Raw genomic sequence first — 26,210 nt, forward strand, 5'->3', positions numbered from 1 at the left:
CCTCATTTTCTGGGTCAACAATAATAATTTCAGTATCACTATCTGCTTCCTTGAGCTTAGTTGAGATGATTTCATGTTTTGTCGCCATCCCTTTGCCAGCTCCAGAAGTCCCTAAAATCAAACCTGACGGAGTATTTAACTTGCCACGGTCAATACTGATGATATTACTTGAGATTTGATTGATGCCATAAAATTTCCCACCCTTGTCCTGAATATCTACGGAAGTCCAAGGGGCATTCACGGCAATGTTTGAAGTCAATAGAGACCGAGAAATACCTTCGAGATAGTTCTTCCCAAATGGCAAGAGACTATTAAAGGCAGCTTCTTGCATATAGGTCAAGTTATCGATAATCATATCATTTGACCCAGCCACTTGCTTGATAATATCAAGAGATTGTTTGAGTTGGTCTTCAGTATCCGCCAGCACGCCAATTAGAAATACGGTGTCAAACAGTTTATCTCCTGTTTGAGTCATGGTTTGAAGAAGAGCCTCAGCTTCATCAATATTGTTTTCAAGAACATGCCCGACCTTCTCCAAATAGATTCCAGTCCGAGCCATCTTTTGTTGTTCCCCAATCTTTTGCGATTCCATCAAGGTCTTCTTGGTTCGCAGCTTGGTCATGGTTTCAGACTTGGTAGAGCCTTTAGCATGTAGGCTAATCATCACTTCTAAATCTGACTGCATGAGGTCACGAATAAATTTATCCCCTAACTCCATGCCATAGTCACGAACATAAACAATCTGTAATAATCGATCGTCCAATTCAATATGATTCTTGTGTTTAAAGGAAAGGTAGATTGGGGCAATAAAGTGTTTGGTGGATTGACCTGAGAGGGTCAAATCCTTGTAAGAAAACGGTAAATGATTTTCACCTCGTAACATATCCGCAAGGACATTCACTCGCTCCTCTCCACCAAGTAAACCAAGAGATACATCAATCTCTGAAAAGCCACTTTTGAAATATTCCCCAATCTGTGACAGAGAACGAAAAGCTAGTTTTGGTGTTTGGTCGCTCTTGCCAAATGAAAGAAACTTGACAGCTGAAAAGTTGTTCTCACCCGCCTCTAAGTTGGCATTCATCATGCGATTCAATTCATCACGATAAGCATCAAACCCATCTTCCTGTAAGGGATAGAGAATACTCTTACGGAATTTTTCCAGATTGACCTTTTGATTGAGGATGGTCAGTTGGAAATTAGTCTTATCATCCAGTGAATTGATTAAATCGGAATATTTCTCAACAATAGCTCCCTTATCATCTAAGCCAACTGTTTGATAATTGACATCTCCTAAGAGATAGGTTTGTGAGAAATAGCTTGGACTGACCTGCATAAGGCCATTCTGAAAAAGCCCTTGATAGGCTAACGTATTTACGGTAGAAGGTCTGATCTCCTGCTTCTGCGTTTTCGTCTTTTGCTTTTTGTCATTAGAAGAGGTCTTTGGTTTCATTAAGTGTTTTAATTTTTTCACGTTGGTCTCCTTTTCTTCCAGTAAATGTACGATCTGGTACTGTTAGTTCATAATGAAAACGGTACTTGAGGTAGGTTTCAAATGGTAAATCATTAGGGCGATAGACCCCAAATAACATGAGTGGAATGGTAAAGCTAAAAACAAAACCATAGACAAACCAATCCCCAAATTGCCAATAAAATAGGTTCAAGCCCAGTACCAAAATGGTTAGGGCGACAGCTGGAAATACAAAAATAACCTGTCTAGTTGTAAATCCTAGCCATGCCCTGTGTTGAACCTTTGAGATATCCTTAAAGACACGAGTGTTCATAAATGTTCTCCAATCTAAGTAAGCTATAAAAAGAGGAAGCGAGATAATGACTCCCTTCCTCCTACATCCCCAAAATACTTCGGGCGGTTCGTTGACTGCCAACTAAGGCAATGATTAACAATATAGCCTGTACCAAGCCACCAAACATAATGGCGAGTGATTCCATCACTCCAGCTCCATTTGATACGGCAATCTTTCCAGCCGATTCAAACAAGGGAACAAGAGATACAATTAGAAAAATCAAAATACCTTGAACGGCATAGACCATGATGTTTTTAAGGTAACCAATCCCAACACTTCTCCAGTCATCACTAAGAAAGGTCGGAATGGTAACAGGGGCAAAGGGTATCATCAGATAGAGTTGTATAAAGCGAATGGTAATCAAGATATTGACAACCATGATACTGGCCATTCGTACCAACCAAATGAGAATCGCAAAAAAGCCAATAATCATTTTACCTACAATTCCAGATCCCTTAATGCCTGAGATGGTATCATAATTAGCACCACCATTCGTGACAAGCTCTGCCACTTGTTCAATAACATAAGAGGCAATGGCAATAATGGCTTCCACAATAACCGTCGTATTGGTAATCACGACCGCGACCATGATGTAGCTGACAATCATAGGTGCCATAGCTTCAAAGGTCATTGCACCACCTGAGTTTGCGATTTTCTTGGCCATTTTTGAAAATTCGAGTACGAGAACAACCGCAAGAATAGCTACTCCCAAGGGTTGCATAATCCCCTTGGTAATGGCTGTCATGTAAGACCAAACCGTCGGATTAAAGTCCGCTAGTGACTTAACCAAGTTGGCGGTTGATTCTAAATCCACTTGAAACCCTTCAAAAAGGCTATCGCTAGACACTTTTTCAGAGGCTAGATATACAAAAGATGACGTAAAATTCATTATCATGTCATGTGCTGTCCTCCCCTAAATGGTAATCTGAGTCACAAAAGCACCCGCGGCTCCCACCATGACCCCACCAACAATTTCTAGAATGGCATTTCGGACACCTGGCCCACCATCTTTAATGTTGGTTGAAAGGTTGATAATGCCCATGACAACAAGAAAGGCTCCTACTGCAATCAAACCTTTTTGTAATAGAGACATGGCTTGGGAGAACATGGAGCTAGCGTCCACTCCGTAAACAAAGCCTGATAGTTTTTGATTCATATAATTCCTCATTTCTATTAATGTAGTGTCGTTTCTGTGCTTAAATCCCTTATTTTATGGCCTGACAATTCTAGCTCTTCCTCAGCGGTTAGGGGATTGATGCGATAGTGCCACCAGCGTTCATCGGTTTCCTTATCCGCAAGCCATTTCCAATTCTTATGTTTGGGTGGAAAATATTTCTTGGTTCGAAAAACAGGAACCCCTGCAATGCGTACAAGGCACTCATCTCGTTTCATATTCCCGACTTCATCAGCCGTCATCAAGTCACGGGCAATTTTCTGGTGAGAGGTAGAACTTGAGCCAGTCTGCCCAAAAGAACGACTGGTACTTCTGACATCAATGGTTTGTTTGCCTAATAGACCACTCATAAATTTGAAAGTTTCCTCGTCATTTCCACCCAAATAGAGGAGGCTATCACAGTTTCCCAGAATAGTTTTCCAAGCCTCTTTTTCCTTATAAAGTCCTTGGAGTTGGGCGATATTTTGTAAGATTGGAACTAGACTCATGTTCCTAGAGCGAACTGTTGAGGTTTGTTCAGCAAAGTCTGGGATTTCTCCGACATTCGCAAACTCATCCAGATAGCTTCTAACATGAATAGGCAGTTGCCCTTTAAAGTCAACATCAGCCTGTCTGGTCAAAGTGGAGAAAACCGTAGAGAAAAATAAAGCAGATAGGAAACGAAAGGTAGTGTCATTATCTGGAATAACAAGATAGACCATGGTCTTTTGAGTGCCCCACGTTTTCAAATCCATAGTGTCTCTTTGCGTCAAATCAATCACCGATTGGATATTAAAGAGGGCAAATTTAGCTGTTGTGACCGCAATCACCGAATCCAAGGTCTTGTCCTTGTAGTTCTGAAAATCCGCCCAGTTTCTCATGGTAAAGTTCTCATGACCGTATTTTTTAGCGTAATCTTCAAACAGGACTTCAAGAACACTTTTGTCCTGATTATCTCCCTTTGATAAGAGTTTGATGAGTTTCCCAATCTCAGAAAAGGCTGGATAACGGCCACGCTTACGTCTTGCTTCCTGCTCTTGCTTGGAACTTCCTGGAGGATTGTAAAAATCTACCAAATAAGAGGCAATAGCTCTCACCAATGTCATGGAAGCCTCGTCCCAAAATGGATCACTGCGAGAACCATTTCCTTTGGTATTATTAAAATAGACCGTTAACATGCGGTTCAAATCATTCTCTGTTTCTACATAACGAAAGGGATTAAAACCGTCCGAATTGGTCATATTAACCAAGTCTAAAACCTTGACCTGATAACCGTTCTCTAAAAAGAGTTTACCTGTCTTCTCAGCCAAATGGTCTTTCGGATCTACGACAATATTGGAACAATTAAGTTGGATAAGGTTGGGTTTCACAAAGCGAAAGGTCTTACCTGCCCCAGAACCCCCAATGACAATCAAATTTTTATTTCGGTCAAACTGGGGTTTCTTCTTTTCCAACAAGGTTAGACGAACATCACGAGCCAAAATCGTGTCATTTAAAGGATTCTTACTGTAAAAGTTCCACTTTTCCTTACTGGTTCCAAATCGTGCAGAACCGTATTCTTCCCCTTCTCGATACACCTTTTGTCCTGTCGATACATAAAGATAGACTAATGTCATCGTTAGAACCCCAAGGATAAAGGCAAGAAGAGATTTTTGAGTAAAGGAAAATAGCCATAAAGGATTGAAGACTTGATTTAGCCCCTCTCCTAAGAGGTAGGCAAAACGTTCCATAGGTGGGGCATTGGTTAAACTATCATAGAGCAGGGTTAGACGATGGCAGAAATAACCAAAGGCGAGACCCAAGAGTCCAAAGACTAAAGCTTTTCGTCTTGAATACATTACAAGGTCACCTCCTTGGTTTTGACTGCCGAAGGTTCTGTCACTCTAATTTTCTCTTTGGCCAGTTCTATCTCTTGGTCCAAGGTTTTATCAAAGGTTAAACCTTCTAGCTTCTCTGGATTAGACATCAGTTTCTTCAACAATTCATCCAAGTGATGATCGAGCAAGGTCTTATCCTTGGCATAAAAGTAGAGATAGTCTTTTTGCCAACTAATTGCGATTGGCAGTTTTTCTGACTCCATCAACTCCTTAAATTTCTCCACATCGATTGGCTTATCTAGAATGTCTTTACTAACATCAATCGCTTCAATGACGTAAGGGCTTTGAAGGAGTTCTTCCAGTTTTTGAACCCCAATCTTATAAGCTGAATCTTGAGCCAAGGCTTGCCTAGCCGACCACTCTAAGAGCTTTAAGAGGGTTCTAACTGTCAATAAACTACTTCTTTCCACGTATTGCATCGCTTGACGTTCTTGTTGTTCAGATGACATGGTGACCTCCTCTTTTTTTCGATTCCCTATCAAACATAAGGTGCTTCCATAATACGGAAGCACTCTTGATTTTGGTATCACAAGAAAGTTACGACATAAGCCAAACTATTCCAAAGTAAATGTAAGGCGATTGCCGTCATACAATCAGCTTTCAATCGAACAGCAGCCAAGGTCAAGCCAAGACAGCTATACATGAGCCAACTCCCTAACTGATTGGGGCCATGGGATAGAACAAAGAGAAAACTGGTCACGCCTATTTGTACAAAAGGGAATGTCAATTTTTCCCACAGCAATTGCCTATAAACAATCTCTTCAAGGATACTTGCATTGACCAGAAACAATAAAAAGATAATAGGGGGAACCTGTTTTCCTACTTGTACCAATACCGCTTGATTCCTAGTCTGACCTGGAAATAGGAAGCTGATGAAGACTGCAAAAGCAACCATAGCCACAAAGCCAAGAAGCAACCATCTTAGGCGATTTCTCAAGGTTATATTTTTTGCTTGAACAGTTTTATGACGGGCAATCTCTAAGCAAGTCACACTTAATAGGACCAATTGTAGCAAGACTATACCCTCTATTGTCAGATACTCTTTCAGGTATAAACTCACCAGAAGACCGTTAAGCTGTATAGCTAGATAAAACACCACTATCCTTATCATTGTCACCTCTTAAATAAATCTTCATAATCAATTTCTAAGACTAGAACAATACGCTCAACCCATCTTGTTTGTGGCATCAGACGATTGGATTTGTAATGTCGCAGTTTTTGATAGAGACGATTAAACTCACTTGGATAAACATATTGACCGTTGAATACTTTACGTGCTAGTTCTGCCCAAGTGAGTTCTTTTTCGGCCAGAATGATCTCTAAATTGTCCCAAAATCGTTCATTCATCTTCACACCTACCCTGTCACCTGTTTCATCAGACTGGCCTGAAACAGCTCTTCTTTTACTTGTCTGGGAAGAAAGGTACGCACTTCGTCTAGCCCAATAGCTGGATAGACATGATTCTGACAGACAATGAGGGGCAACCGAAGATTCTGGTCTGGCTTTTGGAGAATAAGCTGAATCATCTCATTCAAACTTATCGAATATTGACGCTTAAAGCAAAGAAATCGTGGCGACAATAACTCAAAACAATCCATTGTTTTGGCAAAGAGTGACAGTAAGATTTCACGGTCTACATCACACGCTTTTATACAACGATAAGTCACACCATAGGTCGTCAAAATGGTTAGTAAATCTTGATTTGTATTGGCATTATTTCCTAGATATACCTCAAGCATAGGCACCTCCTTATAGGATTAGGCTATTTTCAACTGTTGGTTCAGGAGTTGAGAAATAGCGACTCATATCAATGGGCATCCGTCCTTCACCAAAGCACTTGACTATCACTAAAGTCGTTAAAATGCCATCCTTTCCTCTAGCAGAATAATTTTCACCAAAGGCACGAAAGGCCAGGTGATTGTCTTTCGTCAGTAGTGTATCTACACCATTTTTAATATCCCTAGTTTCCATAAAATCCGAAATCTGATGAAGATTGGATTCGTAGAATAGGGGATCATTCATCTCTTTGTGGTAATCATCTTCAAAAGTCACCTCAAAGTCACAATCAAAATTGGGGAGCGACAGTATCTTTTGTAATAGCTGATTGGTTTCAGCTTGGTGAATACGTTCTTCTAATTCAGTACAATCTAGGATACTTTTCTTATGTAGTAAGTTCATGTTTTTCTTCCTCTTCCGTTCTTCTAAATTCTCTGGCAATGGCTTCAATAACTGTGACAGTCACGCTATTGCCGGCCTGTTTGTATAGCTGGCTCTTACTGGAAACACTTTCTGCTCTTTCATAAGCCCAATCAGGAAAGCCTTGAAGTCTGAAACACTCTCTTGGTGTCAGTCGTCTTATTCTCAGGCGATAAACTTTCCCCTCTAAGACAATGCCTGTGACTTCATACCACTTATCCTGTCGATATTCCAGAGCAGCAACCACCACTCCCATATTGTCTGAAGTCGTCAGAGTATTGGATATTCCCTTTCCCACACGTCCCCTACGTTTGGTTGAGTCTGGATAAGCCAGATTGACAGAGTCTCCAAGAGTTGCCTTTGCGTACCCTGTTTTTGTGGCTTCCTTGATTTTCAGAAATGGCAGCTCCTCCCTCAGCAAAATCTTTGGCACCTTATCTCCACCTTGCATGGTGGTCAAAGTCGGTGACAAGCCAGATATATCGAATACTCTTCCAGTCTGGTCAAAGCTAGTCGGCAGATTTCCTGCGACAACAACCCCGTGTCTGTCTTGACTTGTCAAAGTAAACATAGGGTCTTGATTGTCCTTAAATCGACGACCATGTTGCCGTTTTTCTAGTCTATCTAGTGTTAAGACTGGAATGGCGATTTTAGCTCCCTCTCCTTTACCTCTTGTTAGTGTAGGAGCAAGTCCACTCGTCAGATAGACTTCACCATTCAAACCACGTTTAGAGGGATTGATATTTCCTAGCCTTTCAAGATGAGCTGGGCTGTTTTCTCTTCTGAGAGGAAATATGAATCTGGAACGGTATCTTCTAGAATGTCCGATAATAAAGACCCGCTCTCTGTTTTGCGGGACTTGGAAGTCCTTACTGTTAAGCACCTGCCATTCGACATCATACCCCAATTCATCCATCGTGGAGAGGATTGTGGCGAACGTCCGTCCCTCGTCGTGATTGAGTAGGCCTTTGACGTTTTCCAAAAATAGAAAACGTGGTTGGATTTGTTTGGCCGCTCGAGCAATCTCAAAAAAGAGAGTCCCTCGAGTATCTTCAAATCCCAGTCGTCTTCCTGCGAGTGAAAAAGCTTGGCAAGGAAATCCTCCGCAGATGATGTCCACTTGCCCTCTAAATTGTCTAAAGTCATGGTCTGTGACCTCTTTAATGTCATGGTATTCTATTTCCCCTTCTGTGTTAAACATGGCTTTATAAGATGTTCTGGCGAATTTATCAATTTCACAAAAGCCCAGGCATTTATGACCCTGTGATTCCAACCCTAGCCTAAAACCACCTATCCCAGCAAATAAATCTAAAAATTTCATTTTTTCTCTCTTTCCAACTAAAAAAAAGCCTTACACATGTAAAACTCTTGCTTATATATGATCATCCATTTCTGGTGCACGGATGATTTCAACAATCAAAATGATGATAGAAATCAGATAGATTCCACCTAGTATCCACCAAATCATCTTATTCACCTCCTTTTACTTCTTGTCGTCTCAGTTGCTTGGTCCACTCTGACAGCACACCATTAAATACGTATTCAGCTATTACTTCCGCTGACCGAGCAAATCGCATATGTTCCAAAGCATACTGATAACGGTCACTAAAATAAATCATGGCATAGTCACTAGCTGACTGAGATAGACCTGTCTGTCTTAACTGGTCATGAACCAAACCCCAAATATAGTCTCGATCGTACTTGGTCACGCCATCAACTTTTGAAGTAAAGTTCTCTTCTTGTTTCTCATCTACCAGCTGCCTCTCCTCCTCGTCCTCAATAAGGAAATCACTCCCTTCAGTTTCACTATATTTAGTCTCACTTCCTTCAGTCTCACTAGGGGCTGAATTTAAGACCGGCCCCGTCTTTCTTTGAGACTCCCCTAGTGTTTTTTTAACACTAGCCCCGTCAGTATGTAAGACTGGGGTAGTTTCATGTTCTAATTCCCCCAAGTAAATTTTATTTGCCATTCGACCTTTTTCACTAGAGGACTGTTGGACTTCATCAATTAAGCCATAGTCACGTAAGGTTTTCTTGATAGAGAGTAATTTTGACTTTGAACAGCCTAAAAGTGCCATCAGATTTGAATTGGAATAAATCAAGTAAATAGCCCCATCCTCATCAATCCAGCCCTTACTCAAAGACAGCTCCAACCTATCTTTTAAAACCGCGTAGGCTACCTTAACCTCCAGCTTTATATCCTTATAACGTTCACTCTCAAACAAAATTTTAGGGAGTTTATAATAACGCTCTGATGTCTGATACTGATTAGCGGTAATTCGTTTCATGATTGTCCCTCCAAGACTAATATTCCAACATTTCCAAATTCATCAAATCGGATTAAACCTGGTTGTTCCATTTCATCAATTAGCTGTGTTGCTTTCACAATATCAACTCCTAAAATAGCCACAAGATGACACATCACGATTTGGCGTGATGATTGTTCCTTCTTTTTCATGAATTCCTCCTGAAAATAAAAAAACGAGAACACTTAGTAAAATGTTCTCGCTGAACTATTATTTTTTATGACGTATCTATTTTTTGTCTACGCAGTCGACATCCAAACAGACATTCACATCAATGTACTTTTTTTGAACCTTTTTTATGTCAAAATCACTCTTTTCAATAAAGACAAAATGCTTGAAAAAGTGCTTAAAATAAAGGATTTTTACCCGTTGCTTCGTTGTAGCAACACTACGCACTCCACGTGATGTGTCATTGGGAATAAGTCTACTGGTTGAATTTTTACTAAATGATACCCTAATTCTTCAAATAGTTTGATATCACGCGCCATTGTCGCTGAATTACAAGAAATATAAGTGATTTTATCTGCTTTTGTTTGGGCAGCAGAATATACAAAACTCTCCGTTAATCCTTTTCGTGGTGGATCAACCATTATAACAGTTGGTTTTATACCTTCTTTAAGCCACTTTGCCATTGCATTTTCAGCCGAATCAGCAACATAGGTACTGTTAGTTATCCCATTTCGAGTAGCATTTTCTTTGGCATCACTTACTGCTTTTTCAACAACTTCAACACCATAAACATGTTTTACTTGTTTAGCAACAGATAAGCCAATTGTTCCTATACCTGAATAGGCATCAATAACGATATCCTCTGAGTTTAAATCTGAAAAATCGATTGCTTTTTGGTACAGTTTTTCAGCCATTTCAGTATTAACTTGGTAAAAAGATTGGGCTGATATAGCGTAAGTATTTCCTAACATTTGGTCCTCAATAGTATCAGAACCATATAGAGTACGAAATTCTTTCCCAAAAATAACGTTGCTATTACGATCATTAATATTTTGCATAATTGAAACAACAGAAGGAAAGGCAGACACCAACTTTTCAATCATTTGGTCAATGCGGAATATTTTAGGACGTGTTGTCACCAAAACCAACATTAATTGCCCTGTATAATGTCCTCGACGAACAACGAGATTTCTAATTAAACCAGATTGCTGCTCTTCGTCATATGGTTTAACATCAAATTTTCTTAATAAATCTCGTGTAAAATTAATCAGAGCATCAATCTCTTTTTCCTGAATTAAATAATCTTCAATGGATACCAGAGTATGTGAATTTTTTCTGAAAAAACCTGTCTCTAGCTGTCCATCAACACGACGAACTGGTACCTGAGCTTTATTTCGATATGCCAAAGGGATTGTCATACCAAGAGTAGGTTCTACTAAAACATCAGATATATGAGCAATTTTATAAAGGTTATCAGCTACTTGTTTTTGTTTAAATAACAGCTGTTGTTCATAAGTAAGATGTCCCAAATCAGCAATCCCTGTACGTAAATAGGTATAGTCTAATCCTTCATTTCGGTGAGGAGAAGTCGTTAAATATTCCTCAACTTTTCCATATCCTATACGCTTACGTAATTTCAAGACGCGCATCTTAATAATCTCACCTGGAAGAGCATTTTCAACAAAGAAAACAAAGCCATCTACTTTGGCAATACCCATTCCCTCATGGCTAATGTCGCTAATTTCAGTTTCAATAATATCATTTTTATGTAACATAATTTTCCTTTTATATCTATCATTTGAAGTCTTTAGTTTATACACTAAAGATAAAAATAGAGTGACAATAAATCACTCTATTATATCATAATTAAAAATGTTAACGCAGTCCCATTTTCTTTAGGATCTTTTTGTACTTAGCAAAATCAATTGTTAACCCTTGACCACCATACTGGTCATAATCATCTACCCAATCTCCTTCTCTTGGAATTGTCATTTGCTTAATACCATTTTTAGCATCTGATAAAATTGGAATGCCATCTGTTAGGACAAAGCTATAAGATAAATTACTTGAAGTTAAAGCATAGGCTTTACCGATAGCAGCAGAACCTGTAAAGAGACGACGTGGGTCTTTTATTTGAGAGACAATAGCTCTCATAACTTGTTGTTGACGTTGTGTTCGACCAAAGTCCCCATCATCGTCTTTTCTGAAACGAGCATAATTTAGAAGGGTCCTTCCATCCATGTACTGAATCCCAACCTTAATTTTTTGGCTAGGTACAACGCCATTTTTCATCCTTAAATCATCAGGAACTTTAACTGAATCAGCAGATTGTCCACCGACAAGTCCAAATTTAGCATTAATCTTGACACCATTAGGAAACAGTGTATCAATAGCATCTGCAAATGTCTCAAAGTCAACCATAACATAATATTTTATATCAATATCAAAATGATTTTTCAACGTTTGTCGAACATACTCTGCTCCTTTATGATTATCTTGTTCTCCCAAATTAAAAGACGCATTTAATTTCATATCATAGTAACCTTCCGTACTATAATTAGGAATATTGACTAAGAGATCTCGCATAAAACTCACCATCTTAACCTTATTATCCTTGTTACCAACATTAGCAACCATTATGGTATCTGTTCTCGCATCAGTAGATCTCTCGCTGACACGTTTATCACTACCTAAAATTAAGATATTAGTCCCATCAACAGCATCTTTTCCCTTAAAATCTTCAATAATTGCAGGGCTATAATGTGACTTCCCATTATTCACATCACGCATTCCTTTAACAAACATGAAAACCATACCTGATAAAACAATTAGTAATATAATACCTATGAACTTTAGGAAACCCTTAAATTTTTTTTTCTTTCTAGGGGGGGTTATAGCCTTTGGAGGGAAAGGCGCCATAACCTTCACCCTCTGTTTTTCTTTTCTGGCCCTTTGTTTTTTCTTCTTCGGAGCTCTCTCTTCTTGATAAATTGGTAAACCTTGTGAGGTTAGCTGAGGCTCTGAGTAAAAATCGTCATCTTGATAATAAGAATCAGAATAAGGTTCCTCATAATAAGAATTAGTTGGTGGACTTTCTGTCCTTCTCTGTGGTCGTACTGCTGTTTTTTTATAATGAAGGTACTGAAATTCCATCTTTTCACGTTCATTAAGATAATGGATGTTTTTTAAAAGATAGTTATATCGTAGCTCTTCATGATGATTTAGCTGACCGTAATTATTTCTTGACATATTTTCAGGTGATTTACTTTCAATAATAATAGTTCATACTACCAAACTGTGATAACTTAGTTAGATAAATTAACCAGTGACTCTCCAATTACAGTAGCTATTTTTTGTGGTGTAAGATAATCGGTATCAATAATCATATCAGACAAACCACTATAGAGTAACATGCGTTTTTGATAAATATCATAAAATTCTTCTTTTGAATGGTTTAAAAATAATGGTCTTCTATTCTTCTCATCTTTTTTTATACGATGATATAAGACTTCAAAACTTCCTGTTAAAAGAATATTATTATGACGATTTAAAGTTAAAAGACGACGATTTTCTTCAAGGAGTACAATACCTCCTCCACTAGCTATCACAAGTCCTTCATTTTTTTCTTTAAAAGTTCGTTTAAAAATTGAGATTCTAAAGCACGAAAGGAGGCTTCTCCTTCTTCTGTAAAAAATCGGGAAATTGACATACCAATATGTTTTTCAATCAGACTATCCATATCAATTACTTCATTTTCTAAGCAGTTGGCAACACTAGTCTTGCCAACTCCCATGAATCCCAATAATACCTTAGGCATTAACTAATCCCTCCAAATGTTCTAAAAAGTTAGGATAGCTTGTATTAATAGCTTCTTCACCAGATAAATCTACTTCGCCTTCTTTGACCAAGAGAGCAGCAATAGCTATCATCATTCCTATTCTATGATCTCCATGACAATCAAGTGAAGCAGCGTGAAGAGGGGTATTACCACGTATAATCATACCATCTGCTGTAGCAGTAATATCAGCACCCATCTGTTTTAGCGATTCGACAACGACCTGAATCCGATCTGTCTCTTTCACCTTTAATTCCTGAGCATCTGCTATGACTGTGGTGCCTTGAGCTTGTGTTGCTAAAAGAGCAATAATAGGTAATTCATCAATCAGACGTGGAATCATAGCCCCAGAAATATGAGTAGCTTGTAGATGAGAGTAATCAACTGTAAGGGTTGCTGATTTTACTTGATTATCAACCGAAGATAACTTAATTTTTCCACCCATTTTACTGACGACATCAAGGATTCCAGTTCGTGTCTCGTTTATACCTACGTTTTCTAAAATAATATGACTGTTAGGAATAATAAGACCCGCTACTATCCAAAAGGCAGCACTCGAAATATCACCAGGAACTCTTATATCTTGTCCTACTAAGCTCTGACCGCCATTGAGTCGAATTTCTTTATCTTTAATATCCAAATGTCCACCAAATTGCCGAATCATGTCCTCAGTATGATTCCTTGTTTGCTCTTTTTCTACAATGAGAGATTCTCCCTTAGTTTGTAAAGCCGCAAAAATTAAAGCTGATTTTACTTGTGCAGAAGCTACGGGTAAATGGTAAAAAATAGGTTTTAATTTTTTGTACCTTGAAGTTTTAATGGTGGTAAATCACGGTTAGTTACTCCCGAAATTCTAGCTCCCATTTTGCTTAAAGGCAATGCTATACGATCCATAGGTCTCTTTGACAAACTATTGTCTCCAACCATCGTCACTTCAAACTCTTGACCAGCTAACACACCTGCTATCAGACGCATTGAAGTACCAGAGTTTCCCATGTCTAAGAGATTATTCGGTTGTGTTAAACCTGCAAATCCTTTGCCATAGATAGTGATTATCTCGCCATCGTCTTCAATTAGAACCCCCATTTGTTTAAAAGCCTCTATAGTTGATAAAACATCCTCGCCTCTTAAGACATCAACAATTCGGGTAACTCCCTGAGATATACTCCCAAAAATAATAGCCCTGTGACTTATTGATTTATCGCCAGGAACACGGATGGTTCCCTTGAGAGTATTTGCATTAGTCAGTAATTTCATGATAACTCCCAAAATCTATTTTGCTATTATTGTATCATAATATATGCTATATTTTGAATTTTTTATTTATACTATAGCTCCTCTATATAGCTGTAACATCTTTTATAAATTAACTTCACATGTCATACATCATTATGTTATAATATTGTTACAAAAATCACATTTTAATTTTCAGAATGCATTTAAAAATAAACAGCTACTATTTTATGTTATTTTAGAGGTTAACAGATGAAAAGAAAACAGTTTATAAAATTAGGAATTGCAACCTTACTAACGGTTATTTCGCTTTACACACCAATAAACCTAGCTACAAATCATACCACAGAAAATATTGTTACTGCTCAAGAGTATAAAACAAAAGAGAATGGTACTTTACCTTTTAAACACAAACGACAATTGGTTTTAGGAGAGTTGGATGACAAAGGTCGTGCCACATTCGCACATATTCAGCTAAAAGTTAAAGATGAACCCAAGAAAAAGAGAGTAAAACGTTTAAAAACAACCCCTGTTGGATGGCACAATTTTAAATTCTATTATAATGATGGTACTCAAAAAGCTTGGCTAATGAGCCGAGGCCGTCTTATTTGCCACCAATTTAGTGGACTAAACAATGAAAGAAAGAATTTAGTTCCAATGACGAATTGGCTAAATACTGGAAACTACAATAGCACGAATTCATCTAACCCTGAGAGCATGCTATTCTATGAAAAACAACTAAAGACTTGGCTTTCGACTCATAAAAACTACTACTTAGATTATAAAGTAACACCAATTTATCAAAATAATGAACTAATTCCAAGAAAAATTGAATTAAAATATGTTGGTATTGATAAGACTGGGAAATTATTACCTATTTTTATCGGAAACAAATCCACTCAAGATCAATTCGGCATCAGCACTGTTACCTTAGAGAATACCTCACCAAATGCTACCATTGACTACCTCAGCGGAAAGGCTCAAAATACTGTCTTATCAGCTAAAGAACAAAGAAAACTTATCGCTAAGCACGAAGAAGAAAAACGACTTGCAGAAAAGAAAGTTGAAGAGGAAAAAGCTGCTGCTGAAACTCAGAAAAAACTGGAAGAAGAGCAAGCAAGGCTTGCTGCTGAAGCTCAAAGGAAGCAAAAAGAGGAGCAAGCAAGGCTCGCAGCTGAAACTCAGAAAAAACAAGAAACTCTAGTACAAGAACAAACTAGTCAAGGCTACAAACGTGACTATAGAGGAAGGTGGCATCGTCCAAATGGACAATACGCTTCAAAAGCAGAAATCGCTGCTGCTGGATTGCAATGGTAGAACTGTTTATTATCAAATCAATTCTATTATTATAATGTGTACATAAAAACCATCTTGCATATGCAAGATGGTTTTTATTATATTTTCAACTGTTTAATAATCTGAGACTATTTTTTTAAGTTGTAGAATGATTTGATACCTTTGTATTGAGCAACTTCACCAAGTTGGTCTTCGATACGAAGTAATTGGTTGTATTTAGCAATACGGTCAGTACGTGATAATGAACCTGTTTTAATTTGACCAGCGTTAGTTGCAACTGCGATATCAGCGATTGTTGAATCTTCAGTTTCACCTGAACGGTGTGATACAACTGCAGTGTAACCAGCTTCTTTAGCCATTTCAATAGCTTCGAAAGTTTCTGTCAAAGTACCGATTTGGTTAACTTTGATAAGGATTGAGTTAGCAGCTTCTTCTTTGATACCACGTGCTAAGTAATCAGTATTTGTAACGAAGAAATCGTCACCAACTAATTGTACACGTCCACCAAGGCGTTCTGTAAGAGCTTTCCAACCATCCCAGTCGTTTTCATCCATACCATCTTCAATAGTGATGATTGGGTATTTGTTAACCAACTCTTCAAGGTAATCGATTTGTTCTGCAGCAGTACGAACTGCTCCACCTTCACCTTCGAATTTACTGTAGTCGTATACTTTACGTTCTGCATCGTAGAACTCTGATGAAGCACAGTCAAAACCAATCATGATTCCGTTTTCGCCAGCTTCGTAACCAGCTGCTTCAATAGCTTTAAGAATAGTTTCTACGCCATCTTCAGTACCTTCAAATTTAGGTGCAAATCCACCTTCATCACCAACAGCTGTTTCAAGACCACGTTCTTTAAGGATTTTCTTAAGAGCATGGAATACTTCAGCACCCCAACGAAGTGCTTCTTTGAAAGTTGGTGCACCAACTGGCATAATCATGAATTCTTGGAATGCGATTGGAGCGTCTGAGTGAGAACCACCGTTGATGATGTTCATCATTGGAGTTGGAAGAACTTTAGTGTTGAATCCACCAAGGTAGCTGTAAAGTGGTACTTCAAGGTAATCAGCTGCAGCACGTGCTACGGCAATAGAAACACCAAGAATAGCATTTGCACCTAATTTACCTTTATTAGGAGTTCCGTCAAGAGCGATCATAGCACGGTCGATAGCTTGTTGGTCGCGTACATCATAACCAATGATTGCTTCTGCAATAACGTTATTTACATTGTCAACAGCTTTTTGTGTTCCAAGACCACCGTAACGAGACTTGTCGCCGTCGCGAAGTTCAACTGCTTCGTGTTCACCAGTAGAAGCTCCTGAAGGAACCATACCACGTCCGAAAGCACCTGATTCTGTATAAACTTCTACTTCAAGTGTTGGGTTACCGCGTGAGTCAAGGACTTCGCGTGCGTAAACATCAGTAATAATTGACATTACAATACTCTCCTTATGAGTTTTAATTTTTTACATATTCATAATATCATAATCTTTAGTTAATAACAAGGAAAAACCCAGTGAAACCGCTTTATTACGTGGTTTTTGATAAAAAAATCACTAATTCTTTTCAAGTTTACCTGTGCTAATGCAACCCATTTAGGTTATAATAAAATTAGCAAATTCAAGGAGAAATTATGACTGAACTTGACAATAAAATCCTACAAAAAGCAAGCGGTGAAAATCGTCTTGATCCTGATCAACAACGTTACTACCTTGGTACTTATAAAGAAAGAGTTGTGCTCCACTTAAGTTTAAAAGAGGCACAAGAAGAAAAGTTTCAACTTGCTATAACATCTGCTCTTAATAATCTGATACTTGAATATCCTAATCTTAGTTTAAAATTATCACCAAATCTCCCTACTGATGTTCAAATGTTCTACATGAAGTTAGCTAACCGTCTATCACTAGCTGCTACGATTGTTAATGAAGCAAATGCCAATTCTCCATTTGGTATTATTATACATAGTGATAAGGCTGAAAACGTTGAATGGAACGATTTTGAGACACAATTCCCTGATTTATTCAATTCACCAAAAAAAGAGGAGTCTCCTAAAAAAAGTCTATGGCAACATTTCTTTAGTCAAAAATAACAAGGAGGTCTAATGGAAATTTGGGATGCTTATGACCAATATGGGTTCATTACAGGTCTTACACTTAATAGGGATCAAAATATCCCACAAGGCTTATTCCACTTAGTTGTTGATGTTATCCTTTTTCATGAGGATGGTGACGTATTGATGATGAAACGGCACCCTAAAAAGAAAGCTTTTCCTGCTTATTTCGAAGCCACCGCTGGCGGATCTGCCCTTAAAGGAGAAAATGCTAAGCAAGCTATTCTAAGGGAACTCAAAGAAGAAACTGGTATCGTTCCTCAATGTCTAACCTTTCTTAATAGAGAGTGGTTCTCTGAGCGTTCTTACTTTGTAGACCATTTTATCGCAAAATACAATGGTGCAAAAGATATAATTACATTGCAAGAAGGAGAGACCGTTGACTATATCTGGTTAAAACCAGAATATATTGATTTATTTTTATCTAAAAACAAATTAATACCCTCTCAAATAAAACTCTTAAAATCCTTAATCTAAAAACTAGGCTTAATAAAGGCCTAGTTTTCATTTGCATCAATAATATCAAATACCTTAAGCAAATTTTTTTCATTAATCTGATACGCAGCTTCTTCTCTGACAATTCGTTTTGCACAAAAAGCAATTCCTACCCCAGCGGATTTGATCATTGGTAAATCATTGGCACCATCTCCCATTGCGATGGTTTGTGAAAGGTCTAAGTGATTTTCAGAAGCCCACTCTTTTAACTTTATTTTTTTCACTTCTTTAGTGACAATCTCTCCCTCAACTTCGCCAGTGAGAAAACCACCTTTGACACCAAGACGATTCGCTTTGACATAATCAACTTGTAATTGCTTAGCTAAGATATCAATCGTCTCGTGAAAACCTCCTGATACAAGACCAACTTTCATCTGACGCTTGTGACACTCTTTAATCAATTCATAAGCCCCTGGAGTAAAATGTATTGAGGATAATATATCTGTCAAAATAGTAACAGGCAAACCTTTAAGTAGCGCTACTCTTTTCTTCAAAGCTTCTTCAAAATCTAACTCGCCACGCATTGCAGCGTCAGTCAGTGCAGCAACCTGTTTCCCCACCCCTGCTTCAATAGCTAATAAATCAATAGCTTCTTCCATTATTAAGGTTGAATCAACGTCCATGACTAACAAACCTTTAATCATTTAAAACCTCCAAAACTTTTTTACTATTGTACCTTAAAATTAGCACCTTTCATAGATAGCAATTAAAAAAAGAAGAGTACTAACTCTTCTTTTTTAGAAACGAATACGTTCTTGTGTCTTTTCATAAGACGTCACAAAACGGTCAGTTACACCTGGTTCCACAGTCTCAAGTGCGTATGAAATTTCATCGAAAGATGCTTTATAGTTATGTTCAACTTCAAATAAGTACAAAGCTTGTTCAAAGCTCTTTTGCACATTTTGTTCAAAACTACGATAACGGTTTGAATACTGTAGTAACTGCTCTGTGAGAGTCGCATCTTGAACAACTAGATATGTAGCTTGCTCTAAATTAGCGATAGCATTTGTAGTCACATCATTTAAACGTGAAACAGCCTCAATATCAATACGACCGCGACTGAGTTCATTAATAAGTGCCTCAATTTGAGAACTTGTTGTAAAGAAAGTGCTTAAGAAGTCTTGCGGGATTCCTGGAAGATTGCGTTTTTCCATGAAACGTTTAATCATATGGAGCTTGTTAACATACTTATCCATATTTTGGCGTGCTCGTGTCTCAACGCTTTCAATAGTTTTAACGGCTTCAAAAACTTCCATTTGATTTTCTTCAACAGTAGTCAATGTTTTCAACGTACGCTCAAATAAAATTTGTAGATGAGTATAAGGTGAAGCTTCTTGACCAAAATTTTCTACAGAAGGTAAAACCTTTGTTTCAATTTCTTCCAAATCATTTGTGAAGGAACGTAAACTTAAGCTTTCATTTTCATTTAAGATATATTTAGCAGATAATCGTTTGATTTCATGCCCCAGTTGTTCATTGTTAGATTTTGCATGAGCAAGGAATTGAGGAATAATTTTACTATCCTTATGAGCTACTTTATAAGCAGCAATCTCACGTTCAAAAATATCATAAAGTTTATCAATTTTTTCTTGAATATGTTCATTTTCATCGCGAGCACGATCTAGATCCAAACTAACTAAACCATCTGAATTCGAACGAATAGCCTCACGAACTTCTTGAAAACGTTGTTCAATATCCTTTTCAGGGAAATGGTAGTTTTCCTCTAAAAGACGACGATATCCTGTCTCCAAATCATCTAACTGATCTGGAAAATCGTCTTCTAATTTAGCAACAATAGCTGGAATTTGTTCTGTAATTTGCCCTAAAGCAATCGTATGCTCCTCTGCTTTATTCAAAACTTCAGAAGCTTCAATCGGGTCACCAGTTGAGTTTAAGGTCACAAAATGTGAAAATTCAGCCTCGATATTTTTCAACTGCTTTTCAATTTCTGGCATGGTTGTCCCGTAATTATCTTCTTTTTCAGAAATTGATTTTTGAAGTGTTTCGTATAGGTCCAAAGCATGTGTTACACGGGCACTATTTTTCTCTTCTTGCTCTTTTAAAACTTCTAAAGCTTCACGAATCGAAACAATATCTTCTTCTATAATAGTTAGCTGACTATCAACATTATCAATCTCGTGCTTAGCACGCACAAAATTAAATGAATCATTAAGATTTTCAGCTTCAACTAAATGAAAATCAATATCTTTAAATGAATTAGTTGATAAATCAGTCCATTTTTGGTTCCATTCTCTAAAAGTTGATTGACTTTGGCCAATCAAATGAAGCAATTTGACTTGCTCAATCTCCTCTTGCACAGGAAGGTCAACTAACTCTTGTTTTCTAGTTTCTAAGTTTGCAATTAATGTATCATTACGTTTTCTTATTACGACGCCGACTACGTAGGCAATAATCACAAGCAGGACTATAGCCACAAGCAGCAATATGATTCCGCTCGACATTCAACTCTCCTTATAATGGTCTAATTTTCTAAAAATCTACTATAACGTTAAGATTATAGCATACTTGAACTGTTTTTCAAAGCTATCTTTGGACTAGATATCTAAGTTACTATAAACAGCATTAGCTTCAATGAATTCACGTCGTGGTTCTACTCGATCTCCCATTAGCATATCGAAAATCTTATCTGCTTCTGCTGCATCATCAACTGAGACACGTGCCATCAAGCGGTTTTCAGGATCCATTGTTGTTTCCCAAAGTTGATGGTCATCCATCTCACCTAGACCTTTGTAACGTTGTACAGTAGGTTTTGAACGTCCTGAACTATAGGTATCTAGAGCTTGACGTAATTCCTCTTCTTGATTGACCCCTGGCTGAATATAAGCTTTAATCTCACTTCCTACTTTGACACCATAGATTGGTGGTTGAGCGATATAAACATATCCTGCTTCCAAAACAGGTCGCATAAAACGATAAATCAGAGTTAAAAGTAAAGTTCTGATGTGAGCTCCATCAACATCGGCATCAGTCATAATGACTAATTTTTGATATCTGACTTTTGATACATCAAAATCTGCACCAAATCCAGTTCCCATAGCTGTGAAGAGACTTCGGATTTCTTCGTTTGCTAAAATTTTATCCATTGTAGCTTTTTCAACGTTTAGAATCTTACCCCTAATCGGTAAAATTGCTTGAAACTCACGATTACGTCCTGATTTTGCAGACCCTCCCGCAGAATCTCCCTCCACTATAAAAAGTTCATTCATCTCAGCATTATTAGATGAGCAATCAGCCAGTTTCCCAGGTAAGTTTGAAATCTCTAAGCCTGACTTTTTACGTGTTACTTCACGCGCCCGTTTTGCTGCAATACGGGCTTTAGATGCCAAAATTCCTTTTTCAACAATCTTCTTAGCTACTTGTGGATTTTCTAATAGGAATCGATTGAAAGCTTCGCTAAAGAGACGATTTGTAATTTTAACAACTTCAGAATTTCCAAGTTTTGTTTTAGTTTGTCCTTCAAATTGTGGATTTGGATGTTTAACAGATATAACTGCTGTTAAACCTTCACGAACATCTTCTCCAGTTAAATTATCTTCATTTTCTTTGAGAATCTTATTCTTTTTAGCGTAATCATTAATCACACGTGTCAAGGCAGTACGAAATCCTTGTTCGTGCGTTCCTCCTTCATGAGTGTGGATGTTATTTGCAAAACTCATAACAGTCTCTTGATATCCAGTAGTATACTGCATTGCTACTTCAACTGAAATACCATCTAATTCACCGTCAGTATAAATAGGATTTTCAAAAATCACTTCTTTGTTCTCATTGATAAACTCAACGTATGAACCTATACCACCTTCATAGTGATATTCTTTTTCAACTTCTTGACCTTCTCGCTTGTCTGAAATGGAGATTCTTAGTCCACGATTTAAAAAAGCTAATTCCTGAATACGTTTGGCTAATTTATCAAAATCAAATACAGTGGTTTCAGTGAAAATTTCTGGGTCAGGCGTAAAGTGAACTGTTGTTCCTGATAAGTCAGTATCACCGATAATTTCAAGATCATTAACAACAACACCGCGTTGGTATTCTTGATAATGAACCTTGCCATTTTTATAAACCTTGACATCTAATTGTGTTGACAATGCATTAACAACAGATGACCCTACACCATGTAAGCCACCAGAAACCTTGTATCCGCCACCACCAAATTTACCACCGGCATGGAGAACTGTAAAAACTGTCTCTACAGCTGGTCTTCCAGTTTTTTCTTGGATATCTACCGGAATACCGCGACCATCATCAACAACTGTAATAGAGTTATCTGGTTCAATGTAAACTTTAATATGTCCTGCAAATCCAGCTAAGGCTTCATCAATTGAGTTATCAACAATTTCCCATACAAGGTGATGAAGCCCTTCTTTCGAAGTCGAACCGATATACATGCCTGGACGCATGCGAACAGCTTCTAAACCTTCTAATACTTGAATCTGACTTGCGTCATATTCTTGAGCACGTTGTTCCATATTCTTTGTTTCTTCTGTCATTTACTCTATTATCTCCATCAATGATTTTGACCCATCGACTAATAAGGTATCAAAACCAGCCGATTCTCCTGCTTGCTTATCTATATCACGATCGCCTATTACTAAACAATTATCAATTTGGTATTTTTCTTTCAAATAAAGCATACTCTCGGGACTAGGTTTCCTTGAAAAGCCGTTATCAGCAGTCACTACTTCTGTAAAATAGTCAATAATTTCTGTTTTTTCCAGAATAACTATAACTTGATTATCACGATGAGACACCAAAAAATTACGACTACCTTGTCTTTGAATTTTCGCTAAAAGTTCTTTTGCCCCTTGGAATAGAATTGGTGTTTCCAAAACCTTAGCTTCATTAGCCTTATACTCTTTTAAAAAATCAGCTTCTTCAGGGATAAAATATGCAATTGCATCTGCTGTTGACTCTTTTAATTTTTGATACACACTATCGTGGTCTGCTTGATATCCAAATTCTTTCAAAGTCTCTACAAAAGCACGTGTGGAACTTTCGTAATTATCAAGTAGTGTACCACCCAAATCCCAAATATAATCATGATAATTCATACCCTTTATTATATCATATTATTACGATTTTTTATAGCTACCACCTTACTTAATTAACTCACTCCTCTAAAATATTTCGATTATTAAAAGGCTGGATTATCTTTCCAACCTTTTTTTGTTATATACTACGATACTTCAAATGTGATCCATTAGCCTTGGCCTGACGAACTGTATTTTGATAAGACATGGATAAGACCAATCCAATTCCAATAAGATTACTTAGTAATGAACTTCCACCTTGCGAAATAAACGGAAGTGGGATTCCTGTTAGAGGTAATATACCAACTGCTGCACCAATATTTTCAAAAACATGGAAAACAATCATCATGATAAAACCAGTTGATATAAAAGTATAAAATTGATTATTAGATTCAATGGTGATCCTTAACATACGGTAAATGATAATGAGATATAACCCTAAAACAATCGCCGAACCAATGAAGCCAAAATTCTCAGCAATGACAGTAAAAATCATGTCACTTTCACGAACAGGAACCGAGAGCTCTAAAATATTAAAACCTTTACCTGTTACCCCGCCACTTCCAATTGATACCATACCCTGTGTTTGTTGATAAGCAATTGAGTCTGCAAAACTAAATGGATCAATCCAAGCAGATAAACGGTTGATTTGATATGTATCCATCCCCAAATTATAAAACCATTCCTTGCCGTTTGGTGAGATAAAAATCATCAAAAAGCTAGCTATAAAAAGAACGATAGTAGATAAAATTGGCAAGATTATCCACCAAGATATGCCCGATAAAAGGATTAAACCTGACAAAATGGCAAGGAAAACTAATGCTGTTCCTAAATCTTTTTGTAACATTAGAAGAATCATCACTGGCAATGTAACCAAACCAAACAATCCTAGCAACTTCCAATCATCTTGAAAAGTTTTGCGATTTTTCTGATGAAAACTAACAGTTATTCGAGATAACATTAAAATATAGGAAATCTTCATAAACTCTGACGGTTGAAACAAAGTTACCGAGCCAATGGTCACCCAATTTTTAGCACCTGTTGCCGCAAAAAGCTGTGGACTATAAAAAATTAAGGGAAGAACCATTAGGGTTAGTCCTAAAGCATACAGATAGGGCGTGGCTTTCCATAAAAATTCAGTACTGAAAAGCATAACGACAAATGCAATAATACACCCCATAATAATCCAAGACACCTGCTGAAACATCGCGATATAGATATTAGAAGGATAATCATTCATCGTTGCAACATAAATTGAGGCTAAACCAATCATTAATAAAAAAATACTGGTATCACAACAGCATAATCAATTTGCCCTTTAAAATAGTTTGATTTTTGTGACATAGGACTTCCTTTTTTATTCATGGTAATTATTATAACATTTTTTCAGAATCTGACTTATATTTTTTGCAATAAAAAATGCAACTCAAATCATTATGAGTTGCAAATATTAGGAGATTGTTCTTCATCAGTAAAACAAAGAACATGAAAAGAAAAGTTTATTTAGGATATTTAAAGTATACAAAGTTCACCTTAAACAAAACTTAAATAATCTTATTTAAGTTTTGTTATTTTCTCAACACTAGTCTAAAGAATAAAATCCTTCCTAACATCTCAAAAAAGGTTTTAATATGTCCCCTGCCAACTTCTCTACCATTAAAATAGGATATATTAAAGGTTAAAATACACGATACATCCATAATAAAAAGCATATTTTTTTATTTTATTCTATTTTAAAATACTTTTTGGGGCGAATTTTGGTCCGTTATTATGATAACTTCCTCAGTACATCAAGCACTCTCTCAACTGTAACAACCTCTTCTTCTCTCACTTCTTCGTGTAGTAACACATAATCAAATATCTTTCCGTTTTTACGCACTATCGCTACTGTGTTCCCTGAAATATAGCCTTTATCAATCGCTTCTTTAAACTCATCTATATCTGTTCTGATAGACAAAAAGATAACAAATAACCGCTCGTTAAATGAGCGGTTATTTGTTACTTCAGTTTTTCTTTGACAGCATCTACTGCCCCTTCAACAGCATCTTTAGCATCATCTGCTAGTTCTTTGCCTTTAGCAATTGTTTTTTCGATAAATCCTTTTGCTTCTAACTCTTTATCACCGGTTATTTTGCCAAAGCCTTCTTTAGCACCACCTTTTGCTTGATCTAATTTTGATTTTAGTTTTTCTTGTGACATACTGCACCTCCTTATTATTTTTATTAATCATAACATCTATATCTTTCTTTAGCAAATAAAAACAAGAGTCGCTAGTGTCAGGCGACTCTTGTTTTAGTGATTATCTCATGGTTATGCGAGTATGGATGTATACTATAAAAATAGACAACACTTTGTGTGTTATAACCTGTTTTAAAAGACACAAAAATCTCTGAAGGAAGAATTTACCGTCTGATGAAGAATATGGCGCTCCCTAAAATGGCTACCGTTAAGACAAAAACAGCTCTTAAAAAGACTCAAAAAACGTATCCTCAAAACTTACTCAACCAGAAATTTAATCCTGATAAACCTAATCAAGTATGGTCTACTGACTTCACCTATATTTCTATTGGATATAAGAAATATGTCTATCTCTGCGCAATACTTGATCTCTATTCTAGAAAATGTATTGCTTGGAAATTGAGTCACCGTATGGATGCAAAGTTAGCATGTAACACTCTAGAATTAGCTCTTAATAAAAGAAAGATTGAAGGAACACTTCTCTTTCATTCCGACCAAGGGTCACAATTTAAGGCCAGGGAATTTAGAAAAATAATTGATGACAACAATATCATGCATTCTTTTTCTAAACCTAGATATCCTTATGATAATGCCGTAACTGAAGCATTTTTCAAGTATTTAAAGCATAGACAAATCAACCAAAAAAATTATCAAAATATCAAACAGGTTCAA

General features: G+C 37.2%; 25 protein-coding genes and 4 pseudogenes. 4 read left to right on the plus strand and 25 right to left on the minus strand.

Features of this window, described 5'->3' with window-relative positions; genetic code table 11:
• The 17 genes and pseudogenes from HMPREF9171_RS03405 to aroA all read right to left on the minus strand — a co-directional run.
• Positions 1 to 1,471 (minus strand): VirB4-like conjugal transfer ATPase, CD1110 family (locus tag HMPREF9171_RS03405; protein ID WP_000734142.1); only part of this gene is annotated, 1,471 nt, incomplete at its 3' end.
• On the minus strand, positions 1,428 to 1,781 hold the full coding sequence (locus tag HMPREF9171_RS106100) for a PrgI family protein (protein ID WP_001097579.1): 354 nt from the start codon (positions 1,779 to 1,781) through the stop codon (positions 1,428 to 1,430). The genes HMPREF9171_RS106100 and HMPREF9171_RS03405, both read right to left, overlap by 44 nt.
• Before the next feature lie 61 nt (positions 1,782 to 1,842).
• The gene (locus tag HMPREF9171_RS106095) at positions 1,843 to 2,697 is read right to left on the minus strand and encodes a VirB6/TrbL-like conjugal transfer protein, CD1112 family (protein WP_001872352.1); all 855 of its coding nucleotides are present in this window, start codon (positions 2,695 to 2,697) and stop codon (positions 1,843 to 1,845) included.
• Positions 2,698 to 2,715: 18 nt separating this feature from the next.
• Entirely contained in the window at positions 2,716 to 2,958 is a 243-nt protein-coding gene (locus HMPREF9171_RS106090; protein ID WP_001072171.1) for a hypothetical protein, read from the minus strand.
• Between the two features lie 17 nt (positions 2,959 to 2,975).
• The gene (locus tag HMPREF9171_RS106085; protein ID WP_000287329.1) at positions 2,976 to 4,793 is read right to left on the minus strand and encodes a VirD4-like conjugal transfer protein, CD1115 family; all 1,818 of its coding nucleotides are present in this window, start codon (positions 4,791 to 4,793) and stop codon (positions 2,976 to 2,978) included.
• On the minus strand, positions 4,793 to 5,281 hold the full coding sequence (locus tag HMPREF9171_RS106080) for a hypothetical protein (RefSeq protein ID WP_000093698.1): 489 nt from the start codon (positions 5,279 to 5,281) through the stop codon (positions 4,793 to 4,795). The genes HMPREF9171_RS106085 and HMPREF9171_RS106080 overlap by 1 nt, the downstream gene beginning before the upstream one ends.
• Positions 5,282 to 5,358: 77 nt before the next feature.
• Positions 5,359 to 5,943: a CPBP family intramembrane glutamic endopeptidase gene (locus HMPREF9171_RS106075; protein ID WP_000619439.1), complete on the minus strand. Its 585-nt coding sequence runs from the start codon at positions 5,941 to 5,943 to the stop codon at positions 5,359 to 5,361.
• A gap of 2 nt (positions 5,944 to 5,945) precedes the next feature.
• Positions 5,946 to 6,179, minus strand: coding sequence for a hypothetical protein (locus HMPREF9171_RS106070; protein ID WP_001005710.1), 234 nt, complete (start codon positions 6,177 to 6,179; stop codon positions 5,946 to 5,948).
• An 8-nt stretch (positions 6,180 to 6,187) separates the two neighbouring features.
• A complete protein-coding gene (locus HMPREF9171_RS106065) occupies positions 6,188 to 6,571 on the minus strand; it encodes a thioredoxin domain-containing protein (protein ID WP_000895326.1) in 384 nt (127 codons plus the stop codon).
• A 10-nt stretch (positions 6,572 to 6,581) separates the two neighbouring features.
• The gene (locus HMPREF9171_RS106060) at positions 6,582 to 7,010 is read right to left on the minus strand and encodes a hypothetical protein (protein ID WP_001050385.1); all 429 of its coding nucleotides are present in this window, start codon (positions 7,008 to 7,010) and stop codon (positions 6,582 to 6,584) included.
• The gene (dcm, locus tag HMPREF9171_RS106055; protein WP_000670031.1) at positions 6,994 to 8,349 is read right to left on the minus strand and encodes a DNA (cytosine-5-)-methyltransferase; all 1,356 of its coding nucleotides are present in this window, start codon (positions 8,347 to 8,349) and stop codon (positions 6,994 to 6,996) included. Before dcm ends, HMPREF9171_RS106060 begins: the two co-directional genes overlap by 17 nt.
• A 148-nt stretch (positions 8,350 to 8,497) precedes the next feature.
• Complete coding sequence (locus HMPREF9171_RS106050; RefSeq protein ID WP_000822780.1) at positions 8,498 to 9,316, minus strand: replication initiator protein A; 819 nt, start codon at positions 9,314 to 9,316, stop codon at positions 8,498 to 8,500.
• A complete protein-coding gene (locus HMPREF9171_RS1000000113535; RefSeq protein ID WP_000726045.1) occupies positions 9,313 to 9,486 on the minus strand; it encodes a hypothetical protein in 174 nt (57 codons plus the stop codon). The genes HMPREF9171_RS106050 and HMPREF9171_RS1000000113535 overlap by 4 nt, the downstream gene beginning before the upstream one ends.
• A 210-nt stretch (positions 9,487 to 9,696) precedes the next feature.
• Complete coding sequence (rlmD, locus tag HMPREF9171_RS106045; RefSeq protein ID WP_000902656.1) at positions 9,697 to 11,058, minus strand: 23S rRNA (uracil(1939)-C(5))-methyltransferase RlmD; 1,362 nt, start codon at positions 11,056 to 11,058, stop codon at positions 9,697 to 9,699.
• Positions 11,059 to 11,158: 100 nt separating this feature from the next.
• Positions 11,159 to 12,532: an LCP family protein gene (locus HMPREF9171_RS106040; RefSeq protein WP_000089337.1), complete on the minus strand. Its 1,374-nt coding sequence runs from the start codon at positions 12,530 to 12,532 to the stop codon at positions 11,159 to 11,161.
• 56 nt (positions 12,533 to 12,588) lie between these two features.
• Positions 12,589 to 13,100 (minus strand): annotated as a pseudogene (locus HMPREF9171_RS01000000112990) (shikimate kinase).
• A pseudogene (aroA, locus tag HMPREF9171_RS01000000112995) lies at positions 13,093 to 14,375 on the minus strand (3-phosphoshikimate 1-carboxyvinyltransferase). Before aroA ends, HMPREF9171_RS01000000112990 begins: the two co-directional pseudogenes overlap by 8 nt.
• A 228-nt stretch (positions 14,376 to 14,603) precedes the next feature.
• Between aroA and HMPREF9171_RS106035 the strand changes: the two are divergent.
• Complete coding sequence (locus HMPREF9171_RS106035; protein WP_000823931.1) at positions 14,604 to 15,668, plus strand: DNA/RNA non-specific endonuclease; 1,065 nt, start codon at positions 14,604 to 14,606, stop codon at positions 15,666 to 15,668.
• 107 nt (positions 15,669 to 15,775) lie between these two features.
• On the opposite strand, the gene eno is transcribed toward HMPREF9171_RS106035, so the two are convergent.
• On the minus strand, positions 15,776 to 17,083 hold the full coding sequence (gene eno, locus HMPREF9171_RS106030) for a surface-displayed alpha-enolase (RefSeq protein ID WP_000022832.1): 1,308 nt from the start codon (positions 17,081 to 17,083) through the stop codon (positions 15,776 to 15,778).
• 197 nt (positions 17,084 to 17,280) lie between these two features.
• Here eno and HMPREF9171_RS106025 point away from each other — a divergent pair, with 197 nt between their 5' ends.
• Both HMPREF9171_RS106025 and HMPREF9171_RS106020 read left to right on the plus strand, forming a co-directional pair.
• A complete protein-coding gene (locus tag HMPREF9171_RS106025) occupies positions 17,281 to 17,736 on the plus strand; it encodes a YueI family protein (protein ID WP_000137373.1) in 456 nt (151 codons plus the stop codon).
• Positions 17,737 to 17,748: 12 nt separating this feature from the next.
• Positions 17,749 to 18,234 (plus strand): NUDIX hydrolase, encoded by a 486-nt coding sequence (locus HMPREF9171_RS106020; protein WP_000409124.1) that lies wholly within the window; start codon positions 17,749 to 17,751, stop codon positions 18,232 to 18,234.
• Positions 18,235 to 18,254: 20 nt separating this feature from the next.
• On the opposite strand, the gene serB is transcribed toward HMPREF9171_RS106020, so the two are convergent.
• The 7 genes and pseudogenes from serB to HMPREF9171_RS105995 all read right to left on the minus strand — a co-directional run bounded on the left by serB (position 18,255) and on the right by HMPREF9171_RS105995 (position 25,499).
• A complete protein-coding gene (gene serB, locus HMPREF9171_RS106015) occupies positions 18,255 to 18,896 on the minus strand; it encodes a phosphoserine phosphatase SerB (protein WP_000589686.1) in 642 nt (213 codons plus the stop codon).
• 93 nt (positions 18,897 to 18,989) lie between these two features.
• Positions 18,990 to 20,714, minus strand: coding sequence for a septation ring formation regulator EzrA (ezrA, locus tag HMPREF9171_RS106010; RefSeq protein ID WP_000094341.1), 1,725 nt, complete (start codon positions 20,712 to 20,714; stop codon positions 18,990 to 18,992).
• A gap of 93 nt (positions 20,715 to 20,807) precedes the next feature.
• Entirely contained in the window at positions 20,808 to 22,760 is a 1,953-nt protein-coding gene (gene gyrB, locus HMPREF9171_RS106005; RefSeq protein WP_000134196.1) for a DNA topoisomerase (ATP-hydrolyzing) subunit B, read from the minus strand.
• The gene (locus HMPREF9171_RS106000; RefSeq protein WP_001106189.1) at positions 22,761 to 23,321 is read right to left on the minus strand and encodes an HAD-IA family hydrolase; all 561 of its coding nucleotides are present in this window, start codon (positions 23,319 to 23,321) and stop codon (positions 22,761 to 22,763) included. It lies immediately after the preceding gene.
• Between the two features lie 118 nt (positions 23,322 to 23,439).
• Positions 23,440 to 24,644, minus strand: a pseudogene (locus tag HMPREF9171_RS03295) (FtsW/RodA/SpoVE family cell cycle protein).
• 424 nt (positions 24,645 to 25,068) lie between these two features.
• Positions 25,069 to 25,257 carry a competence regulator inhibitor paratox gene (locus tag HMPREF9171_RS03290; RefSeq protein WP_000027835.1) on the minus strand — a complete coding sequence of 63 codons (189 nt, stop codon included), beginning with the start codon at positions 25,255 to 25,257 and terminating at the stop codon, positions 25,069 to 25,071.
• A 41-nt stretch (positions 25,258 to 25,298) separates the two neighbouring features.
• Positions 25,299 to 25,499 (minus strand): CsbD family protein, encoded by a 201-nt coding sequence (locus tag HMPREF9171_RS105995; RefSeq protein ID WP_000076708.1) that lies wholly within the window; start codon positions 25,497 to 25,499, stop codon positions 25,299 to 25,301.
• Between the two features lie 177 nt (positions 25,500 to 25,676).
• On the opposite strand from HMPREF9171_RS105995, the pseudogene HMPREF9171_RS105990 reads away from it, so the two are divergent.
• A pseudogene (locus HMPREF9171_RS105990) lies at positions 25,677 to 26,210 on the plus strand (IS3 family transposase); the annotation flags it as partial.

The organism is Streptococcus agalactiae ATCC 13813, assembly GCF_000186445.1.
Lineage (GTDB): Bacteria > Bacillota > Bacilli > Lactobacillales > Streptococcaceae > Streptococcus > Streptococcus agalactiae.

Excerpts from the sequence above, each read along its gene's own strand:
- HMPREF9171_RS106100 (WP_001097579.1), bottom strand. The coding sequence starts at position 1,781 with ATGAACACTCGTGTCTTTAAGGATATCTCAAAGGTTCAACACAGGGCA.
- HMPREF9171_RS106095 (WP_001872352.1), bottom strand. The coding sequence starts at position 2,697 with ATGATAATGAATTTTACGTCATCTTTTGTATATCTAGCCTCTGAAAAA.
- HMPREF9171_RS106090 (WP_001072171.1), bottom strand. The coding sequence starts at position 2,958 with ATGAATCAAAAACTATCAGGCTTTGTTTACGGAGTGGACGCTAGCTCC.
- HMPREF9171_RS106085 (WP_000287329.1), bottom strand. The coding sequence starts at position 4,793 with ATGTATTCAAGACGAAAAGCTTTAGTCTTTGGACTCTTGGGTCTCGCC.
- HMPREF9171_RS106080 (WP_000093698.1), bottom strand. The coding sequence starts at position 5,281 with ATGTCATCTGAACAACAAGAACGTCAAGCGATGCAATACGTGGAAAGA.
- HMPREF9171_RS106075 (WP_000619439.1), bottom strand. The coding sequence starts at position 5,943 with ATGATAAGGATAGTGGTGTTTTATCTAGCTATACAGCTTAACGGTCTT.
- HMPREF9171_RS106070 (WP_001005710.1), bottom strand. The coding sequence starts at position 6,179 with ATGAATGAACGATTTTGGGACAATTTAGAGATCATTCTGGCCGAAAAA.
- HMPREF9171_RS106065 (WP_000895326.1), bottom strand. The coding sequence starts at position 6,571 with ATGCTTGAGGTATATCTAGGAAATAATGCCAATACAAATCAAGATTTA.
- HMPREF9171_RS106060 (WP_001050385.1), bottom strand. The coding sequence starts at position 7,010 with ATGAACTTACTACATAAGAAAAGTATCCTAGATTGTACTGAATTAGAA.
- dcm (WP_000670031.1), bottom strand. The coding sequence starts at position 8,349 with ATGAAATTTTTAGATTTATTTGCTGGGATAGGTGGTTTTAGGCTAGGG.
- HMPREF9171_RS106050 (WP_000822780.1), bottom strand. The coding sequence starts at position 9,316 with ATGAAACGAATTACCGCTAATCAGTATCAGACATCAGAGCGTTATTAT.
- HMPREF9171_RS1000000113535 (WP_000726045.1), bottom strand. The coding sequence starts at position 9,486 with ATGAAAAAGAAGGAACAATCATCACGCCAAATCGTGATGTGTCATCTT.
- rlmD (WP_000902656.1), bottom strand. The coding sequence starts at position 11,058 with ATGTTACATAAAAATGATATTATTGAAACTGAAATTAGCGACATTAGC.
- HMPREF9171_RS106040 (WP_000089337.1), bottom strand. The coding sequence starts at position 12,532 with ATGTCAAGAAATAATTACGGTCAGCTAAATCATCATGAAGAGCTACGA.
- HMPREF9171_RS106035 (WP_000823931.1), top strand. The coding sequence starts at position 14,604 with ATGAAAAGAAAACAGTTTATAAAATTAGGAATTGCAACCTTACTAACG.
- eno (WP_000022832.1), bottom strand. The coding sequence starts at position 17,083 with ATGTCAATTATTACTGATGTTTACGCACGCGAAGTCCTTGACTCACGC.
- HMPREF9171_RS106025 (WP_000137373.1), top strand. The coding sequence starts at position 17,281 with ATGACTGAACTTGACAATAAAATCCTACAAAAAGCAAGCGGTGAAAAT.
- HMPREF9171_RS106020 (WP_000409124.1), top strand. The coding sequence starts at position 17,749 with ATGGAAATTTGGGATGCTTATGACCAATATGGGTTCATTACAGGTCTT.
- serB (WP_000589686.1), bottom strand. The coding sequence starts at position 18,896 with ATGATTAAAGGTTTGTTAGTCATGGACGTTGATTCAACCTTAATAATG.
- ezrA (WP_000094341.1), bottom strand. The coding sequence starts at position 20,714 with ATGTCGAGCGGAATCATATTGCTGCTTGTGGCTATAGTCCTGCTTGTG.
- gyrB (WP_000134196.1), bottom strand. The coding sequence starts at position 22,760 with ATGACAGAAGAAACAAAGAATATGGAACAACGTGCTCAAGAATATGAC.
- HMPREF9171_RS106000 (WP_001106189.1), bottom strand. The coding sequence starts at position 23,321 with ATGAATTATCATGATTATATTTGGGATTTGGGTGGTACACTACTTGAT.
- HMPREF9171_RS105995 (WP_000076708.1), bottom strand. The coding sequence starts at position 25,499 with ATGTCACAAGAAAAACTAAAATCAAAATTAGATCAAGCAAAAGGTGGT.